Source organism: Pseudomonas sp. GW821-FHT09A09 (assembly GCF_059418405.1).
Genome location: NZ_JBWKPU010000011.1, coordinates 151,710 through 168,028 on the forward strand (window position 1 = coordinate 151,710; position 16,319 = coordinate 168,028).

Annotated in this window: 13 protein-coding genes; 7 read left to right on the forward strand and 6 right to left on the reverse strand. The window is 60.3% G+C overall.

The annotated features are described in order from the left end of the window. Positions 1-92: 92 nt before the first annotated feature. The 3 genes from AC07OV_RS12350 to AC07OV_RS12360 form a co-directional block, all read right to left on the reverse strand. Entirely contained in the window at positions 93-353 is a 261-nt protein-coding gene (locus AC07OV_RS12350; RefSeq protein ID WP_178919105.1) for a hypothetical protein, read from the reverse strand. A 97-nt stretch (positions 354-450) separates the two neighbouring features. Continuing rightward, entirely contained in the window at positions 451-696 is a 246-nt protein-coding gene (locus tag AC07OV_RS12355) for a hypothetical protein (protein ID WP_176995123.1), read from the reverse strand. Between the two features lie 261 nt (positions 697-957). Next, the gene (locus AC07OV_RS12360; RefSeq protein WP_025856262.1) at positions 958-2,541 is read right to left on the reverse strand and encodes a peptide chain release factor 3; all 1,584 of its coding nucleotides are present in this window, start codon (positions 2,539-2,541) and stop codon (positions 958-960) included. 408 nt (positions 2,542-2,949) lie between these two features. On the opposite strand from AC07OV_RS12360, the gene AC07OV_RS12365 reads away from it, so the two are divergent. The 4 genes from AC07OV_RS12365 to AC07OV_RS12380 are packed head-to-tail and all read left to right on the forward strand — an operon-like array spanning position 2,950 to position 6,425. Beyond that, complete coding sequence (locus AC07OV_RS12365; RefSeq protein WP_256349799.1) at positions 2,950-3,702, forward strand: ABC transporter permease; 753 nt, start codon at positions 2,950-2,952, stop codon at positions 3,700-3,702. 9 nt (positions 3,703-3,711) lie between these two features. Beyond that, positions 3,712-4,605, forward strand: coding sequence for a glycine betaine ABC transporter substrate-binding protein (locus AC07OV_RS12370; RefSeq protein WP_178919107.1), 894 nt, complete (start codon positions 3,712-3,714; stop codon positions 4,603-4,605). 12 nt (positions 4,606-4,617) lie between these two features. Continuing rightward, entirely contained in the window at positions 4,618-5,271 is a 654-nt protein-coding gene (locus AC07OV_RS12375; protein WP_016971596.1) for an ABC transporter permease, read from the forward strand. Beyond that, positions 5,268-6,425: an osmoprotectant ABC transporter ATP-binding protein OsmV gene (locus AC07OV_RS12380; protein ID WP_135307767.1), complete on the forward strand. Its 1,158-nt coding sequence runs from the start codon at positions 5,268-5,270 to the stop codon at positions 6,423-6,425. Before AC07OV_RS12375 ends, AC07OV_RS12380 begins: the two co-directional genes overlap by 4 nt. Positions 6,426-6,473: 48 nt before the next feature. Here the strand turns inward: AC07OV_RS12380 and AC07OV_RS12385 are convergent, their stop codons facing one another. Then, the gene (locus AC07OV_RS12385; protein WP_494996547.1) at positions 6,474-7,754 is read right to left on the reverse strand and encodes a DUF2599 domain-containing protein; all 1,281 of its coding nucleotides are present in this window, start codon (positions 7,752-7,754) and stop codon (positions 6,474-6,476) included. Between the two features lie 674 nt (positions 7,755-8,428). Here AC07OV_RS12385 and AC07OV_RS12390 point away from each other — a divergent pair. Continuing rightward, on the forward strand, positions 8,429-9,592 hold the full coding sequence (locus AC07OV_RS12390; protein ID WP_494996546.1) for a type III PLP-dependent enzyme: 1,164 nt from the start codon (positions 8,429-8,431) through the stop codon (positions 9,590-9,592). A 92-nt stretch (positions 9,593-9,684) separates the two neighbouring features. On the opposite strand, the gene AC07OV_RS12395 is transcribed toward AC07OV_RS12390, so the two are convergent. Both AC07OV_RS12395 and AC07OV_RS12400 read right to left on the reverse strand, forming a co-directional pair. Continuing rightward, on the reverse strand, positions 9,685-10,437 hold the full coding sequence (locus AC07OV_RS12395; RefSeq protein WP_494996545.1) for a tetratricopeptide repeat protein: 753 nt from the start codon (positions 10,435-10,437) through the stop codon (positions 9,685-9,687). 1 nt (position 10,438) lies between these two features. Continuing rightward, the gene (locus AC07OV_RS12400; protein ID WP_176995127.1) at positions 10,439-11,119 is read right to left on the reverse strand and encodes a Fe2+-dependent dioxygenase; all 681 of its coding nucleotides are present in this window, start codon (positions 11,117-11,119) and stop codon (positions 10,439-10,441) included. 206 nt (positions 11,120-11,325) lie between these two features. Here AC07OV_RS12400 and AC07OV_RS12405 point away from each other — a divergent pair, with 206 nt between their 5' ends. Together AC07OV_RS12405 and AC07OV_RS12410 are read left to right on the forward strand one after the other, a co-directional pair. Then, complete coding sequence (locus AC07OV_RS12405; RefSeq protein ID WP_494996544.1) at positions 11,326-13,632, forward strand: TonB-dependent receptor; 2,307 nt, start codon at positions 11,326-11,328, stop codon at positions 13,630-13,632. A 136-nt stretch (positions 13,633-13,768) separates the two neighbouring features. Further along, positions 13,769-16,294, forward strand: a complete 2,526-nt coding sequence (locus tag AC07OV_RS12410) for a PepSY domain-containing protein (RefSeq protein ID WP_495092313.1) — start codon at positions 13,769-13,771, stop codon at positions 16,292-16,294. The last annotated feature ends 25 nt before the right edge of the window (positions 16,295-16,319 follow it).

The following is a 16,319-nucleotide window of genomic DNA, read 5'->3' on the forward strand; positions in this document are numbered from 1 at the left end:
CCGGGTGTTGAGCCCGGGGCATTGATTGAGTTCTACCGCCCCTCCCGTCGGATTGCGCATCAGTCCGGCAGGCGGGGCTTTTTCATGGCGCCTTATGTATCGCTGTCACCTTCGGTGTCATCGTCGTCTGGCGGCGCTTGCTGGTCGTCATCATCCTTTGAGCCGCCCTGGTCTTCATCACCGGGCTCCGACTCGCTCTTGGCCAGCTGCAAGCCCCCGGCCTGCGCCGTCTTCGCCGCCACAAAGCCCGGTGCCTGGCTCTGCACGGCCGCATTGGCCCATGCAGACGAAACACCCAGCGATAACATCACCAACACTTTCAGCAACAGCACTACACGTTGAAAGATAGTCATGGTCGATTTCCGTCCAGTCAGTGAATCACGTACGCCGGCATTCCGCCGTCGCTGTGGATTAAGCTAGTTCCGATCCCGGGTTTGCGCCAATCAGGCCTCAGGTATCGCCATCATCGTAGGTCTCGCTGTCTTCCCCCTCGTTGTAAGGGTTTTCTGCATCCTCCTTCGGCGCCGGTTGAGCCTGGGGCTGCCAACTGCCGGAATTGACCTCGTTTTGCTTGCGCTTGGTCACCGGGCCGGTGTCCTTCCACTGGGGGGTGCCTGCCCCCGCCAGCGCCCAGGAGGCGGACAACCCCAAGACGCCCAGCAGCACCAGTTGAATGGCGCGTCGAGTTAAACGCATCAGGAACTCCTATTCCGTCGGTGAATCGGTGAAATATGTGAAACGCTAGACCGGATGCGCGCTTAGCGCCAATGCTGCGGATTGGATGAAGATCAAAATTGTGGGAGCTGGCTTGCCTGCGATGCAGGCACCTCGGTGCATCAAGCAGACCCGGTTGATGCCATCGCAGGCAAGCCAGCTCCCACAGGATTGATCGGTGCCTGCCAAAATGAAAAAGGGCGAAGCCATCACAGCTTCGCCCTTTTCTGTACCGCCCGGACCTTAGTGGTGCTCGCGGGTCGCGCGGAATTTCACGTCCGGCCAGCGTTCTTCCATCAGTGCCAGGTTGACCCGGGTCGGGGCCAGGTAGGTCAGGTGACCGCCGCCGTCGAGTGCGAGGTTTTCCACGGCCTTGTTGGAGAACTCTTCCAGCTTCTTCTTATCGCTGCACTCGATCCAGCGCGCGGAGTACACGGTGATGGGCTCGTAGGAGCATTCGACCTTGTACTCCTCTTTCAGGCGGCTGGCGACCACATCGAACTGCAGCACACCGACGGCGCCGAGGATGATGTCGTTGCTGCGCTCCGGGAAGAACACCTGGGTGGCGCCCTCTTCCGCGAGCTGCTGCAAGCCTTGGCGCAGTTGCTTGGATTTGAGCGGGTCACGCAGGCGTACGCGGCGGAACAGTTCCGGGGCGAAGTGCGGGATACCGGTAAAGCCCAGCGCTTCGCCTTCGGTGAAGGTGTCGCCGATCTGGATGGTGCCGTGGTTGTGCAGGCCGATGATGTCGCCGGCGTAGGCCTCTTCGAGCTGTTCACGCTCGGAAGAGAAGAACGTCAGGGCGTCGCCGATGCGCACATCCTTGCCGGTGCGCACGTGGCGCATCTTCATGCCTTTTTCGTATTTGCCGGAGCAGATACGCATGAAGGCGATACGGTCGCGGTGCTTGGGGTCCATGTTCGCCTGGATCTTGAACACGAAACCCGAGAACTTCTCTTCCACCGGTTCCACGGTGCGTTCGTTGGCGACACGGGCCAATGGGCGCGGCGCCCAATCCACCACGGCGTCGAGCACGTGGTCGACACCGAAGTTGCCCAGGGCGGTCCCGAAGAACACCGGGGTCAATTGGCCGTCGAGGAATTCCTGCTGGTTGAACTCATGGCAGGCGCCCTGCACCAGCTCCAGCTGGTCGACAAAACGGTCGTACTCGTCACCCAGGTGGGCGCGGGCTTCGTCGGAGTCGAGCTTCTCGATGATCTTGGTTTCGGTGCGCTCGTGACCGTGGCCGGCGGTGTAGACAATGATGTAGTCGTCGGCCAGGTGGTAAACGCCCTTGAAGTCGCGGTAGCAACCAATCGGCCAGGTGATCGGCGCGGCCTTGATCTTCAGGACGGCTTCGATTTCATCGAGCAGCTCGATCGGGTCGCGGATGTCGCGGTCGAGTTTGTTGATGAAGCTGACGATCGGCGTGTCACGCAGACGGCATACGTCCATCAGCGCGATGGTCCGTGGCTCGACGCCTTTACCGCCGTCGAGGACCATCAATGCCGAGTCCACTGCCGTCAGGGTGCGGTAGGTGTCTTCGGAGAAGTCTTCGTGGCCCGGGGTGTCGAGCAGGTTGACCATGTGGTCGCGATACGGGAACTGCATGACCGACGTGGTAATGGAAATACCCCGTTGTTTTTCCATTTCCATCCAGTCGGAGGTGGCATGGCGGTCGGACTTGCGGGATTTCACCGTGCCGGCCACCGCGATTGCCTTGCCCATCAGCAGGAGCTTCTCGGTGATGGTGGTTTTACCGGCATCGGGGTGGGAAATAATGGCGAAAGTGCGGCGTTTCGCGACTTCGGCGGCCTGGTGGGTCATGGGAAATCGCCTGGCAGGTGAGTCAAAAAAGGGCGGCGAGTATAGCGCAAATCAACGCTCCCGGACCACCGTTCGCCCATCAACCACAACCCCCCGTAGGAGCCAGCTTGCCGGCGATGAGGCCCTTGAATTCAACATTGGATCAAGGACGCCATCGCCGGCAAGCCGGCTCCTACGGGGGAGAAAAACGTCGGCAAGGGTGGCTAAATGCTGCCAAGTATGGAACCTTTTAAAAGGTCGAGACGTCCACTCCCCTGCTACCGCACTCGGAACAGGGGCTGATAAATCAGCAAGTTAGCCTGACGAGGCTGCGCTCATGGCTCGATCGCATACCGCGTTGCCGGTATCGGCGAGCTGCTTTTCGCGAACTCATTCGCCGACAGCCAGGAATGGCATTGCCGCCGGAGAATGTGTTCGCCGACAAAAGAAAAAAGGAGTCCGCCTGTGGCTATTCGCTATGGCAAAGGGCTGATAGGAGGCGTGGTTGTCGTCGCGCTCCTGGCCCTGCTGGTCCACTGGATCGGCATCAACACGATCGAACTGTACCGCGACGATTTGTTGTTTTACCTGCAAGCTCACCTGATCCTCGTTCTTGTCTCCATGCTGGCTGCCCTCGTTGTAGGGATCCCCGCCGGTATCCTGCTCAGCCGACCGAACATGGTCGGACGCGCAGAACGCTTCATGCAGATCTTCAACATCGGCAACACCGTCCCTCCCCTGGCCGTACTGGCCATCGCCCTCGGCGTCCTCGGCATCGGCAGTGGCCCGGCCATCTTCGCGCTGTTCCTCGCCTCCCTCCTGCCCATCGTGCGCAACACCTACGAAGGCCTGAAAAACGTCCAGGGCTCCCTGAAAGAAGCCGCCACCGGCATCGGCATGACGCCGCGCCAGGTGCTGTTTCGCGTGGAATTGCCCAACGCCGTGCCGATCATCATCGGCGGCGTGCGCGTGGCCCTGGCGATCAACGTGGGTACCGCCCCGCTGGCGTTCCTGATTGGCGCCAACAGCCTGGGCAGCCTGATCTTCCCTGGCATCGCCCTGAACAATCAGCCGCAATTGCTGCTCGGCGCCGCGTGCACCGCGTTGCTGGCCTTGCTGCTCGACGGTCTGGTGACCCTGGCCAGCCGCCTCTGGCTGGAACGCGGGCTGCGGGCGTCTTAAGGAATCGACATGAAAAAACTGACCTTGATACTGAGCTGCGTCCTGCTGTGTGCAGGCTTTGCGCAAGCCGCTGAAAAACCGCTGATCCGCATCGGCGCCCGGGTGTTCACCGAACAGACCCTGCTGGCCGAAATCACCTCCCAGTACCTGCGTACCAAAGGCTACGACACCCGCGTGACCGGCGGCCTGGGCAGCAACCTGGCGCGCAGTGCCCAGGAAAGCGGGCAGCTGGATTTGATCTGGGAATACACCGGCGTGTCGCTGGTGGCCTACAACCATGTCGACGAGAAACTCGACAGTGAACAGTCTTACGCCCGAGTGAAAGAACTCGACGCGAAAAAAGGCCTGGTCTGGCTCTCGCCGTCACGCTTCAGCAACACCTACGCCCTGGCGCTGCCGGAGAAGGTTGCCGAAGAGCATCCTGAAATCAGCAGCATCAGCGACCTGACGAAGGCCATGGCGGAAAACACCAAAGAAAACCGCCTGGTGGCGCTGGACACCGAGTTCGCCAACCGTTCCGACGGCCTGGCGGGCATGGTCAAGCTGTACGACATGAACCTGACCCGCAAGAACACCCGGCAGATGGACGCTGGCCTGGTCTACACCGCGCTGCGTAATGGCCAAGTGTTTGCTGGCTTGGTCTACACCACCGACGGTCGCCTGAACGCGTTCAAATTGAAGTTGCTGGAAGACGATAAGCACTACTTCCCGGACTACACCGCCGCGCCCGTGGTGCGTCAGGTGTATCTCGACGCCCACCCGGAATTGGCCGCCGACCTCAAGCCGCTGGCCGCGCTGTTCGACGACGAAACCATGCGCCAGCTGAACGCGCGGGTCGACGTCGACCACGAAAGCCCCTCCGCCGTGGCCGCCGATTTCCTGCGCCAGCATCCGATCAACTAACGAGGAGAAGACATGGAATTCCTGAACGCCTTTTCCCATCTTGATTGGGCCCAAGTCCTGCACCTGACCGGGCAGCACATCACCCTGGTCGGCATTGCCGTGATCCTCGCGATTCTCATCGGCGTGCCGCTGGGCATCCTGATGACGCGCTTCCCGACCTTGGCCGGGCCGCTGCAAGCCAGCGCCACCGTGTTGCTGACCGTGCCGTCCATCGCCCTGTTCGGCCTGCTGCTGCCGTTCTACTCCAAGTTCGGCCAGGGCCTGGGACCGATGCCGGCGATCACCGCCGTGTTCCTTTACTCCCTGCTGCCCATCATGCGTAACACCTACCTGGCCCTAACCGGCGTGGAACCGGGCATTCGCGAAGCCGCACGCGGCATCGGCATGACCTTCGGCCAGCGCCTGCGCATGGTCGAGCTGCCGATTGCCGTGCCGGTGATCCTCGCCGGTGTGCGCACCGCCGTAGTGATGAACATCGGCGTGATGACCATCGCCGCCACCATCGGCGCCGGTGGCCTGGGTGTACTGATTCTGGCTTCCATCAGCCGCAGCGACATGTCGATGCTGATCGTCGGCGCCGTGCTGGTCAGTCTTCTGGCCATCTTCGCCGACCTGCTCCTGCAATGGCTGCAACGCTCGCTGACTCCAAAAGGATTGCTCAAATGATCGAACTTCAAAACCTGTCCAAGACCTTTCAAAGCAACGGCAAGACCATCACCGCCGTCAACGATGTAAGCCTGACCGTCAACGAAGGCGAAATTTGCGTGTTCCTGGGGCCTTCGGGCTGCGGCAAGAGCACCACGCTGAAAATGATCAACCGCCTGATCAAGCCGACCTCGGGCAAGATCTTGATCAACGGCGAAGACACTACCGACCTGGACGAGGTGACCCTGCGTCGCAACATCGGCTACGTGATCCAGCAGATCGGCCTGTTCCCGAACATGACCATCGAGGAAAACATCGTGGTGGTGCCCAAGCTGCTGGGCTGGGACAAACAGAAATGCCACGACCGCGCCCGCGAGCTGATGAGCATGATCAAGCTGGAGCCCAAGCAGTACCTGCACCGCTACCCGCGTGAACTGTCGGGCGGCCAGCAACAGCGTATCGGCGTAATCCGCGCGCTGGCGGCCGATGCGCCGCTGCTGTTGATGGATGAGCCGTTCGGCGCAGTCGACCCGATCAACCGGGAGATGATCCAGAACGAATTCTTCGAGATGCAGCGCGCGCTGAACAAGACCGTGATCATGGTCAGCCACGACATCGACGAAGCCATCAAGCTGGGCGACAAGATTGCGATCTTCCGCGCCGGCAAGCTGCTGCAGATCGACCACCCGGACACGCTGCTGGCGCACCCGGCCGACGAGTTCGTCAGCAACTTCGTGGGCCAGGACAGTACCCTCAAGCGCCTGCTGCTGGTGAAGGCCGAAGACGCGGCGGATAACGCACCGTCGGTGAGCCCTGAGACGCCGGTGGCGGATGCGTTGGAATTGATGGATGAGCATGACCGCCGCTATGTGGTGGTCACGTGCGCAGAGAACAAGGCGCTGGGGTACGTACGACGTCGCGACCTGCACCGTCAGACCGGCACCTGCGGCCAGTACCTGCGTGAGTTCAACGCCACGGCGGCGTATGACGAGCATTTGCGCATCCTGCTGTCGCGCATGTACGAGTTCAATCGCTCGTGGTTGCCGGTGATGGATGCTGAGCGGGTGTTCCTGGGGGAAGTGACCCAGGAGTCGATTGCCGAGTATTTGAGCTCTGGTAAGTCCCGTGGGGGCAAGACCAGTATTGTGTCGCCTGCGGAAACCGCACTGGCCTAATGCTCAAGCGTTGCTGCCAAGCCTTGGCTTGGCAGCAATTGGCCCGCTTTATTTCAGCTGCGGGTTACAGCCTTGAGCTACCGCTTCTGCTTGAGAGACATAAGGACGATCCGGTTCCAGATTCCAAGTCTCTTTGCCTGCGGCAATGCTGGGTGTTGCAACATGGCATACGAACTGTCGGCGCATACTGGTGCCCATCCGGTCGAGATTCCACGAGGGCTGGTTGGCTGCCTTAAGCGCCAGCTCTGCAAATGCGACGTCAGTTTTTTCTGGACCAATGGTCCTCCCGCAAGCAGTCGGCGTAACCTGGAGAGAGGGGATGGTTTTCTTCGCAATAGGCTCATAGTAGTTGTTATTCCACTCTGCCTTTTCGATATAGCTATCGCAGGAACCTTTGTCAGCATCGCCTGGGGGCACTTTCTGATCTGCGGGAGAGTAGGTGAAGGTGGCGTCATCCGCTGTCGAGGCAGGCATTTTCACATCGATTACCGGTACGAACTCTCCTTTTCCCAATCGGGTCTGGGTGTCTTCAAACCACCTGCGTTGGTCATCCTGCGCCAAGGTGCGACCGGCGAAGGACTTCCCATCAGCGTCAGGCTGGCCCTTTATACCGGTGTATATAAACGCCAGAATAGGCAAACGAGAATTATCAGGCCACACGGCCAGTCGCGCCTCAGTCTGGGTTTTTATCTCTTCATCCTTGATTAACTTCCGGGCTTCGATCGCCGTATTAAACGCATCCGCCTTATTAAAGCTTCCGTAGTCTTTCACCGTATCAAAAATACATTGTTTCCTGTGATCACTCCCGACACTTCTATAATTGCTTAGCCATGCGGCGGCGGTTTTTACCCCCGCCTCCTGACACGTCTTTTCCACTTCAGCCGATGCCTTATAGTCAGCACAACCTGCATCAGTTCGATTATCTGTCCAGGCATCTACGGGCGCCATACACAGTGTTTTAATTTTGAGTTCACCCGGCGCAATAAAATCGTTGGGCTTTAATACAAACCCATTATTTTTAAGGAGACCCAGATCCTGATATTCAGAATCGATTCTGAAATACGAAACCGAAACCCCGCCGCTGACCTTTGAAGCAGGGCTTGCATTCCATACAACAAAGGGTTTCCCGCTGTCAGTGCCCCGAAGGTAAAGGCCCGAACATTCTGACGCGAGCCTGCCGGGCCCACAATCTCTTGCCGTGTGTTTATAGAAGTACGTCATCAGGGTGACGGCATCTGAGCCAGCACTGGCGTGAACGCCGGATGAAAACGCAACAATACTCATCACCCACAGTTTCACCCACGGTCCAATCAGTCCATATTTTTTCATGATAGCCTCGCAAGAAATTAACTTTCAAACTAAGCAGCCACTGCCTGGCCGCGCACTTATAAGCGCGCAGTTAAGTACCTGCCCACGGGCAAACCCATGCGCATACAGCGAGCATTAGCCGCAATTAACAGCCGTATGAAAAGTTAACTCTCCCGCTTTAGTATTCTCAAAAACACCTTGTCTTACTACTGTCAAACCTCACAGGCTTTCAGTGATTTTCTATACTGCTTCCTACTTACAAGGGTTCATTTAATTCCGAAATAGATCTATCGAACCTGCCTGACGGAAGCGCAAAGCCTCCCGTAGCCGGATCACAACGGTTTCAGACCGTAAACGCGTTCCCGTGGGCACCCTGGGGGAACATCTGCCTGTCATGCAGGTCGGTTAAACAGGAGCTGACCGCGATGCCGCGACGAACGCGTGCAAAAACGCGACATTTTTAGTTGATCTATGGCCCCTCACGTCCTAAAGTTCGCGCCGAACGTCCATGCTGGAAACGATCCATCCGGCTCAAGTACTGACGACGAGACAGCAAGGCCAAGGGAAGCGGTTGATCCCATGGCCTTTTTGCTTTCGGCGACATGCCTTGGGAAGTAGGCGAACCAAAGTGGGGATACGGAGGACGTTCATTTGCACCCATTGATCAATCTAGTTTGCCCTTAGGAGTTCCCAGCATGTCGATCCAGGTCGAAGATTATTTCGCGCGCGCCACTTTTGACAAAATGAAGGCGTTCGCCGACACGCAAGAAACCCCGTTCGTGGTGATCGACACCGCGATGATCAGCCAGGCCTACGATGACCTGCGCGCCGGTTTCGAATTCGCCAAGGTCTATTACGCGGTCAAGGCCAACCCAGCCGTCGAGATCATCGACCTGTTGAAAGACAAAGGTTCGAGCTTCGACATCGCCTCAATCTACGAGCTGGACAAAGTACTGGGCCGTGGCGTCAGCCCGGACCGTATCAGCTACGGCAACACCATCAAGAAATCCAAGGACATCCGCTACTTCTTCGAGAAGGGCGTGCGCCTGTTCTCCACCGACTCCGAAGCCGACCTGCGCAACATCGCCAAGGCCGCGCCGGGCTCGAAAGTGTATGTGCGTATCCTCACCGAAGGCTCGACCACCGCTGACTGGCCTCTGTCGCGCAAGTTCGGCTGCCAGACCGACATGGCCATGGACCTGCTGATCCTGGCGCGTGACCTGGGCCTGGTGCCTTACGGCATCTCCTTCCACGTGGGTTCGCAGCAGCGCGACATCAGCGTGTGGGACGCGGCGATCGCCAAGGTCAAAGTGATCTTCGAGCGCCTGAAAGAAGAAGACGGCATCCACCTGAAGCTGATCAACATGGGCGGTGGCTTCCCGGCCAACTACATCACCCGCACCAACAGCCTGGAAACCTACGCTGAAGAAATCATCCGCTTCCTCAAGGAAGACTTCGGCGACGACCTGCCGGAAATCATCCTGGAGCCAGGCCGTTCGTTGATTGCCAACGCCGGTATCCTGGTGAGCGAAGTGGTGCTGGTGGCGCGTAAATCCCGCACAGCGGTAGAGCGTTGGGTGTACACGGATGTGGGCAAGTTCTCCGGCCTGATCGAAACCATGGACGAGGCCATCAAGTTCCCGATCTGGACCGAGAAGAAAGGCGAGATGGAAGAAGTGGTCATCGCCGGCCCAACCTGCGACAGCGCCGACATCATGTACGAGAACTACAAGTACGGCCTGCCGCTGAACCTGGCCATTGGTGATCGCCTGTACTGGCTGTCGACCGGTGCATACACCACCAGCTACAGCGCAGTTGAATTCAACGGCTTCCCGCCATTGAAATCTTTCTACGTCTGATCACCCTTCCCGGGAACGATCACATCCCCCTGTAGGAGCCCGGCTTGCCGGCGATAGCGATCTTAAAGACGCCATCGCCGGCAAGCCGGCTCCTACAGGTTTAATTGTGTGGCGCGTTTCTGGTAAGCCTCGGCCATTGCGCGGATCTGCGGATCATTCGCCGCTTCCAACGCCTTTTGCGCCGTACGCAAAAACTTCAGATTCCCGCCCGCCAACGCCTCTCGCAACCACTCCAGCGCCGCGTCGATCTGGCCTCTGTCCGCCAGCACCGCCGCATAACTGAACTGCCCGCGAAAATCGCCGCCTTCGGCTGAACGTCGATACCACGCCTCGGCAGCGTCCAGATCCCTTGGGCAGCACTGCCCGTCTTCCAGATAACGCCCCAACAGGTTCATCGACTTGGCGTGCCCCTGCTCGGCCGCCTGGCGATAAAGCGCGAACGCCTGCTGCTGATTCTCGGCGACACCGCGCCCGGTCGCGAGCAAATTGGCGTGGTTGTACTGCGCCCAATCCAGGCCCGCCTCGGCCGCTTGCTGGTATTCCCGAGCGGCAGCGGCTTCGTCGATGGCGCAGCCCCAGCCATGTTCCAGGCAACGCCCGGCCATGTTGCGCGCCATCAGGTGGCCGCCCTGTGCCGCGATCTGGAACCAGCGCAGTGCCAAGGCTTCATCCCGCGCAATGCCACGGCCTTCCAGCAGGATTTGCCCAAGCAGCGCCTGGGCGTCCACCACACCCTCCTTCGCCGCCATCAGGATCGCCTGGGCCGCACGGACGGGGGAGTCGTCGAGCATCGATTGCAGTTGCTCGACGTTGAGCACTTCTTCACGGCGCAATAAAAAGCCCATGTCAGACCTCGACCCAGCGACGCAGCAGGTTGTGGTAGGTGCCGGTGAGCTGGATCAAGGCCGGGTGGTCGGGTACGTCGCGGGACAGTTGCTGGATCGCGCCGTCCATTTCGAACAGCAAGGTGCGCTGGCTGTCTTCGCGCACCAGGCTTTGGGTCCAGAAGAACGAGGCATAGCGCGCACCACGGGTCACGGCATTGACTTTGTGCAGGCTGGAGCCCGGGTACAGCACCATGTCGCCGGCTGGCAGCTTGACGCGCTGCAGGCCGAAGGTGTCCTGGATCTCCAGTTCGCCGCCGTCGTATTCGTCGGGGTCGCTGAAGAACAACGTGGAGGACAGGTCGGTGCGCACCCGCTCGTGGCTGCCCCGGGCCTGGCGTACGGCGTTGTCGATATGAAAGTCGAAACTGCCACCGGCGGTGTAACAGTTGAGCAAGGGCGGGAAGACTTTGTGCGGTAACGCCGCTGACATAAACAGCGGATTTTTCCACAGCCGTTCGAGCATTGCCGCACCGATTTCCTTGGCCAGCGGATGGCCTTCGGGCAGTTGCAGGTTGTGTTTGGCTTTGGCGGATTGGTGCCCGGCGGTGATTTTACCGTCGGCCCATTCGGTGGTTTCCAGGGCCTGGCGAATGCGCTGCACTTCCTCACGAGAGAACAGGCCGGGTATGTGCAGCAGCATGGGACAGTACCTGAAATCAGAGAGGCGCTAATGGTATTGATTCTTATCCGCCCTGTAAAACACGGCAGACGAACGAGTTCGTAAAAACCGTAAGCAAAAAGTGTAAAGAATGTAAATTCAGTGCAATTAGCAATTTATCGCAATTGATAGAAATACTTGTTCACCCTATATTCCGCGGCCTCACATCCTTGGGGAAAGGACACGTCATGCCGCGCACTACTCTAAAAACACCTGCCAGTTCACCACGCATGCTGGCTTCGGCCATCGGCGTTGCCCTCAGCGCCAGCTCTGCCGCCCACTTGGCGCAAGCGGCTGAAGACACCGAACAAAAAGGCGAGCGCAACAGCATCTCCCTCGGCGCCACCAGCATTACCGGTCAGGAACAGGACAACACCTCCTACCAGGTGGAAAAAGCCTCATCGCAGAAGTACACCGCCCCGCTGGTGGACACCCCGCGCTCCGTCACCGTGGTGCCACAACAAGTGCTCAAAGACACCGCCGCCACCTCGTTGCAGGATGCCTTGCGCACGGTGCCGGGCATTACCTTCGGCGCCGGTGAAGGCGGCAACCCTCAAGGCGATCGCCCATTCATCCGTGGTTTCGACGCCCAAGGCGACACTTACCTGGACGGCGTGCGTGACACCGGTGGCCAGAGCCGTGAGATCTTCGACATCGAATCGATCGAAGTCAGCAAAGGCCCCAATTCCTCGTTCGGCGGCCGTGGCTCGGCCGGCGGCAGCATCAACCTGGTGAGCAAGACGCCACAAGCGCGGGACTTCACCAACGGCGGCTTCACCTACGGTTCCGACCAGACCCGCCGCTACGTGCTCGACGTGAACCGCCAGTTCCTCGACGACAGCGCCGCGTTCCGCCTGAACCTGATGAGCCACGAGCAAAATGTCGCCGGCCGCGACGCCATCGACTACGACCGTTGGGGCGTGGCCCCGTCGCTGACCTTTGGCCTGGGCACCCCGACCCGCGTCAACCTCAGCTACTACCATATGGAAAGCAATGACCTGCCCGACTCCGGGATTCCGTATGGCTACAGCAGCCGCGCCTCAAACGCCGCCCACGTCCACGACAAACCCACCGACGGCGGCGACAGCAACAACTTCTACGGTTTGAAAAGCCGTGACTTCCGCAAGACCCGCGCCGACATCAGCACGTTCTCCATCGAGCACGACCTGAACGACAACATGACGCTGAAAAACACCCTGCGCCATGGCAGCACGGGCCAGGACTACGTGCTCACCCAACCGGATGACAGCCAGCACAACGTCAATCAGTTCGGCACCGTGTGGCGTCGTGCCAATACCCGTGTCTCCACCACCACGACCACCACCAACCAGACCGACCTGTTTGGCAGCTTCCAGGCCCTGGGCTTCAAGCACAGCTATTCCACCGGCCTGGAATTCACCGGTGAAGAAACCCGTGTCAGCGGCTACACCGTCAGCCCCAACGCCAATCCGACGTGCACCGTCATCAAGGGCTCTGCAAACGGCCAGTGCACCTCCTTGAGCAACCCGACCCCGGACGATGCCTGGACCGGCTCCATCGCACGCAACTACATGGGCACCAACACCAAGGCCACCAGCCGTGCGGCCTACGTGTTCGACACTATCGAACTGGACCCAAAATGGTTGCTGAACGTCGGCCTGCGCTACGACACCTTTGACACCGAAGCCAACACCAACGCGGTGCCGACGTCCACGGTCAAGGCGCGCAGCAAGGTCAAGGACGACAGCCAGTTCTTCAACTGGCAGGCGGGCCTGGTCTGGAAGCCGCTGGATAACGGCAGCATCTACACCTCCTACGCGACGTCGGCTTCGCCGGCCGGTGGCCTGGTGGGCGAAGGCGTGGACAGCAACGCGATCCCGACCGGCATCAACACCAGCGACCTGAAACCGGAAGAAACCGTCAACTACGAGCTGGGCACCAAGTGGGACCTGTTCCACAACCGTCTGTCCCTGTCGGCTGCGGTGTTCCGCACCGAGAAGAAAAACACGCGCATCCTGGTGGACTCCAACACCTACGAAACCGCAGGCGAATCGCGAGTGGACGGCCTGGAACTGTCGGCCAGCGGCAAGATCACCGATCAATGGCAAGTGTTCGCCGGCTACAGCTACCTGAAAGCCGAACTGGTTGACCCAGGCAAGAACGGCAGCCGTACCGGTGCCGTCGTCGCGGGTTCCAACAAAGGCAACCAGATGCCTAACACGCCGGAAAACTCGTTCAGCCTGTGGACCACATATGACGTGACGCCGAAGCTGACCATCGGTGGTGGCGCGTTCTACGTCGATCAGGTCTACGGCGACCCGGCCAACACGGTGTACGTGCCGTCCTACACTCGCTACGACGCCATGGCCAGCTACAAGCTGACCAAGAATGTCGACCTGCAATTGAATGTGCAGAACCTGACCGACAAGACCTATTACGACAAAGCCTACGCGGCCCACTTCGCCAACCAGGCGGCCGGCCGCACGGCCCTGTTGTCCACCAGCTTCCACTTCTAAACGCGGGCAACAAACGCGCAAAAGCCCCACGCATCGGATGCGTGGGGCTTTTGCGTGTTAAACAGAATATTTCTCGATAACCCACGGCATAATGCGCGCCGTGACAACAATATCCAGATGAGCGAGGCGGTCCGACGTGTTGAAGAAAACCCTGTTCCAGTTGCACTGGTTCTTCGGCATCACTGCCGGGCTGGTGCTGGCGTTGATGGGGATCACCGGGGCTGCGGTCTCGTTTCAGGATGAAATACTGCTGGTGCTCAACCCGACCGTGTTGAGTGTGCAAAAGCGCGAGGCCGGCGTACTGCCGCCTGCAGAACTGGTGCGCAAGCTCGAAGCCACCGAAGGCAAGACCGTGTCGATGCTGTGGGTCGAAAGCGAAAGCGGCCACGCCGCGCGCGTGTTCTTCACCCCGCCAGCCGGTGAACGTCGCGGCCAGATGCGCTACTTCGACCCTTACACCGGCGACTACATGGGCGACGCCGTCGGCCAGGACGTGTTCGGCTTTATCTTGCAGCTGCACCGCTTCCTCGTCATGGGGGATACCGGCCGCCAAATCACCGGTGCCTGCACACTGATCCTGGTGTTCTTCTGCCTGTCGGGCCTGTACCTGCGCTGGCCGCGCCAAGCGGCGAACTGGCGCGCCTGGCTGACCCTGGACTGGCGCAAAAAAGGCCGCAGTTTCAATTGGGACCTGCACTCGGTGTTCGGCACCTGGTGCCTGCTCGCCTATTTGCTGGCCGCACTGACCGGCCTGTATTGGTCCTACGATTGGTACAACCAAGGCGTGACGAAGCTCTTGTCCGACGCGCCACAAAATGAACGCATGCGCAAACGCGGCCCTCCACCCGCAGGCCCGGCGCCGGTAGCCAACTACGACGCCATCTGGAGCAGCATCTACAGCAATGCCGGACCTGGCTTGAGCGCCTACAACATCCGCATGCCAGCGGTCGCCGGCCAGCCGGCCACCGTCTACTACCTGCTTAAAGACTCGCCCCATGACCGGGCGCTGAACCAGATCAACCTCGACCCGGCCAGCGGCGAGGTCAAATCCCACGACCGCTACGCCAGCAAGTCCCTGGGCTCCCGGCTGCTGACTAGCGTCTATGCGCTGCACACCGGCAGCTACTTCGGTTTGATTGGGCGCATCATCCTCACCATCAGCGCGCTGTGCATGCCGCTGTTCTTTATTACCGGCTGGCTGCTCTACCTCGACCGCCGCCGTAAAAAGCGCCACGTCCGCGATGCCCGCCAAGGCCTTGTCGCCAACAGCAGCGATGCGCCAGCCTGGTTGATCGGCTTCGCCAGCCAGAGCGGCTTTGCCGAGCATCTGGCCTGGCAGACCGCCGGGCAATTGCAGGCCGCTGGGCTGCCGGTGAAGGTGCAGCCCTTGGGCAGCGTCAGCCGCGACGACCTGAGCCAGTCGCACCATGCGCTGTTCGTGGTCAGCACCTTCGGCGACGGCGAAGCCCCCGACAGCGCCCGTGGTTTCGAACGCAGCGTGCTCGGCCAGGACCTGTCCCTCAAGGGCCTGAACTACTCGGTACTGGCCCTGGGTGATCGCCAGTACGAACACTTCTGCGGCTTCGCCCGACGCCTGCATTTCTGGCTGACCCACCAAGGCGGCAACGCGTTGTTTGCGCCGGTGGAAGTCGACAGCGGCGACGCCGACGCCCTGCTCACCTGGCAACAGCAACTGGGCCAACTCACCGGCCAGGCGCCCGCCGCGACCTGGCAAGCGGCGCCGTTCGAAAACTGGTCACTGAGCCAGCGCACGCTGCTCAACCGCGACAGCGTGGGCTCGGACATCTACTTGCTGGGCCTCACACCGCCGTCGCCGCAAAGCTGGTTGGCGGGTGACCTGGTGGAAGTCCTGCCCCGCAACTGCCCGTGGGCCATCGAGCATTTCCTCGGTGGCCTCGGCCTGGCGGGCAGTGACGGTGTGGTGATCGACGGGCTGGCGCAGTCCCTCAGCCTGGCATTGGCGACACGGCAACTGCCGGAAAACCGCACCCATCTGGTCGGCCTGCATGCCCAGGCGCTGGTGAACGCGCTGGTGCCGTTGGGCATGCGCGAATACTCCATCGCCTCGATTGCCAGCGACGGTGTGCTGGAGTTGATCGTGCGCCAGGAACGTCACGCCGACGGCAGCCTGGGCGTGGGGTCGGGCTGGCTGACGGAACACGCGGCGATCGGTTCAGGCATCAGCCTGCGCCTGCGCCGCAACAGCGGTTTCCACCTGCCAGAAGCGCCAGTGCCGCTGATTCTACTGGGTAACGGCACCGGCCTGGCCGGCCTGCGCAGCTTGCTCAAGGCGCGCATCGTCGAGGGCCATACACGCAACTGGCTGTTGTTTGGCGAGCGCAATATCAAGCACGACTTCCTGTGCCAGGACGAACTGCAAGGCTGGCTGGCCAGCGGTGACCTGGCGCTGCTCGACCTGGCGTTTTCTCGCGATCAGGAAGAAAAAATCTACGTGCAGGACCGCCTGCGTGAGTCGGCCGATGTGTTGCGCAAATGGGTAGCCGATGGCGCCGCGATTTATGTCTGCGGCAGTCTGGAGGGAATGGCGACCGGCGTTGACCGGGCGCTGGTGGACATCCTGGGGAGCGAGGCGGTGGAACGGTTGATCGAGCAGGGCCGCTATCGTCGCGACGTGTACTAATGACTCCCGGACGAAGACGTTCAAA

Coding starts and splice junctions, on each gene's coding strand:
- AC07OV_RS12400 (WP_176995127.1), bottom strand. CDS start 11,119: ATGCTGCTGCACATACCCGGCCTGTTCTCTCGTGAGGAAGTGCAGCGC.
- AC07OV_RS12405 (WP_494996544.1), top strand. CDS start 11,326: ATGCCGCGCACTACTCTAAAAACACCTGCCAGTTCACCACGCATGCTG.
- AC07OV_RS12395 (WP_494996545.1), bottom strand. CDS start 10,437: ATGGGCTTTTTATTGCGCCGTGAAGAAGTGCTCAACGTCGAGCAACTG.
- AC07OV_RS12365 (WP_256349799.1), top strand. CDS start 2,950: ATGTGTTCGCCGACAAAAGAAAAAAGGAGTCCGCCTGTGGCTATTCGC.
- AC07OV_RS12355 (WP_176995123.1), bottom strand. CDS start 696: ATGCGTTTAACTCGACGCGCCATTCAACTGGTGCTGCTGGGCGTCTTG.
- AC07OV_RS12370 (WP_178919107.1), top strand. CDS start 3,712: ATGAAAAAACTGACCTTGATACTGAGCTGCGTCCTGCTGTGTGCAGGC.
- AC07OV_RS12380 (WP_135307767.1), top strand. CDS start 5,268: ATGATCGAACTTCAAAACCTGTCCAAGACCTTTCAAAGCAACGGCAAG.
- AC07OV_RS12350 (WP_178919105.1), bottom strand. CDS start 353: ATGACTATCTTTCAACGTGTAGTGCTGTTGCTGAAAGTGTTGGTGATG.
- AC07OV_RS12385 (WP_494996547.1), bottom strand. CDS start 7,754: ATGAAAAAATATGGACTGATTGGACCGTGGGTGAAACTGTGGGTGATG.
- AC07OV_RS12390 (WP_494996546.1), top strand. CDS start 8,429: ATGTCGATCCAGGTCGAAGATTATTTCGCGCGCGCCACTTTTGACAAA.
- AC07OV_RS12375 (WP_016971596.1), top strand. CDS start 4,618: ATGGAATTCCTGAACGCCTTTTCCCATCTTGATTGGGCCCAAGTCCTG.
- AC07OV_RS12360 (WP_025856262.1), bottom strand. CDS start 2,541: ATGACCCACCAGGCCGCCGAAGTCGCGAAACGCCGCACTTTCGCCATT.